2 protein-coding genes and 1 pseudogene are annotated in these 1944 nt (G+C 72.8%); all 3 read left to right on the top strand.

Features of this window, described 5'->3' with window-relative positions; all coding sequences use genetic code 11:
* Positions 1–1326 (top strand): ATP-binding protein (locus tag ABZS51_RS42625; protein WP_355454027.1); only part of this gene is annotated, 1326 nt, incomplete at its 5' end.
* The gene (locus ABZS51_RS42620) at positions 1323–1745 is read left to right on the top strand and encodes a roadblock/LC7 domain-containing protein (RefSeq protein ID WP_175595890.1); all 423 of its coding nucleotides are present in this window, start codon (positions 1323–1325) and stop codon (positions 1743–1745) included. The genes ABZS51_RS42625 and ABZS51_RS42620, both read left to right, overlap by 4 nt.
* Positions 1746–1843: 98 nt before the next feature.
* Positions 1844–1944, top strand: a pseudogene (locus ABZS51_RS42615) (DUF742 domain-containing protein); the annotation flags it as partial.

Below are 1944 nucleotides of genomic sequence, written 5' to 3'. Positions count from 1 at the left end.
CCCGACGGGGTGTCGGTGGCCGGTCAGGCCGTCAACGACGTCATCCACCTGCTGGCCGAGCTGGTCGAGAACGCCCTGTCGTTCTCCCCGCGCGAAACCCGCGTCACCGTCTCCGGCAGCCGGATCGACGGCGGCGGCGTCATGCTCTCCGTCACCGACTCCGGCATCGGCATGACCCAGGACGAGCTCGTCCAGGCCAACGAGCGGCTCGTGGACGCCCCCACCGTGGACGTCTCCGTCTCCCGCCGCATGGGCCTGTTCGTGGTCGCCCGCCTGGCCCACCGCCACGGCATCCGCGTCCAGCTCCGCCCGCACGGCGGCGGCGGGCTGACCGCCATGGTCCTGATCCCCGAGTCGCTGCTCGGCAACCAGCCTCCGGCCTACCCCGGTGCCGGCGCCGCCGGGGGTGTCCGCGAGGAGGCGTACGCCTCGGCCGCCCCCGTCCCCGCGGCCCCGCCCATGGCGCAGTGGCCCGCGGGCGGCTACCAGCCGGGACCCGGCCACCCGTCGTACTCGTCGGGCAACTACCCGTCCGGCCCCGGTGACTCCGGCGGCGCCTGGCCCTCCGTGCCCTCCATGCCGCAGTGGCCCTCTGACGTCGGCGGCTGGCCCTCCGAGCCGCGCGCCACGAGCGCCGGCGCGTCCCAGGGCGTGGGCATGGGCGCCGGCTACGACACCTCGGACGTCTGGGTCCCCGCCCGCAACACCGGTGGCTCCTGGCCGAGCGACGGAGCCGGCGGCGGGCTGCCCAAGCGCCCCACCGCCGACCAGCCGCAGAGCTGGAACAGCGGCGACCACCAGCCGAGCTGGAACAGCGGAGAGCAGCAGAGCACCTGGAGCTTCGCCGACCGGGGCGAGACGAGCGTCGCCCCACGCCCCAGGTACGACTTCCCCGAGACCGAGGCCGCGGCCACCGGCCCCATGCCGGCGGTCAAGCCCGCCTCCGCGGGCGACGAGTTCCTGCCGATCTTCGCCTCGGTCGAGTCGGCCTGGTTCGACCACGGGGAGTCCGGCGCGAGCTGGGGCTCCTCGAAGGCCGACGCCGGGTGGAGCGCCGCGGAGGCGGTGGTGGAGCCGGTGCGTGACGGGGCGACCGCGTCCGGTCTGCCCAAGCGGGTGCCCAAGGCCAACCTCGTGCCGGGCTCGGCCGACTCGGCGTCGGCGCCCAAGGCGGTGGCCCCGATGCCCGCGGTCTCCCCGGACCGGGTGCGCAGCCGGCTGTCCAGCTTCCAGCAGGGCTTCCGGGCCGCGCGTGACGACATCAGCGAAGGCAAGACCTACTCGTCCGGCACCGGGCCCGTCGACAACAGGGAGGAGGGCGCATGAACGACTTCAGTCATGGGGCACGCGGTGTCGACTGGCTGATCACGGACTTCGTCAACACCGTTCCCGGGGTGGCGCACGCGGTGGTCGTCTCGTCCGACGGTCTGCCGCTGGCCGCCTCGGCGGGATTCCCGCCGGACCGGGCGGACCAGCTCGCGGCCATCGCGTCGGGGTTGGTGAGCCTGACGCAGGGTGCGGCGCGGGTGTTCGAGGGTGGTGTGGTCAACCAGACGATCGTGGAGATGCAGCGGGGGCTGATGCTGATCATGTCGATCAGTGACGGCTCGTGTCTGGCGGTTCTGGCGGCCCCGGACTGCGACATGGGGTTGGTGGCGTATCAGATGACGCTGATGGTGGATCGTGCCGGTCAGGTGCTTACTCCGGCGGTACGCGCGGAGTTGCGTGCGAGTCAGTCCAGGTGATGTGAGTGACAGACCCAAGATGGAACAGCGGCGGCTGGGAGCCTCCCTTCCCCCCGCATCAGCAGCATCATCAGCAGCACCACTCGGACCCGGCATCCCCCGTCCGTCCCTATGCGGTGACGGGTGGGCGTACGGCGCCGCGGGTGAAGTTGGCGATGGAGGCGTTGGTGTCGTCGGCGACGGCTGAGCCGAGGGAGTT

Origin of the sequence: Nonomuraea sp. NPDC005501 (assembly GCF_040605905.1) — a bacterium.
Classification (GTDB): domain Bacteria; phylum Actinomycetota; class Actinomycetes; order Streptosporangiales; family Streptosporangiaceae; genus Nonomuraea.
This window is presented reverse-complemented; position numbering and strand designations above follow the sequence as displayed.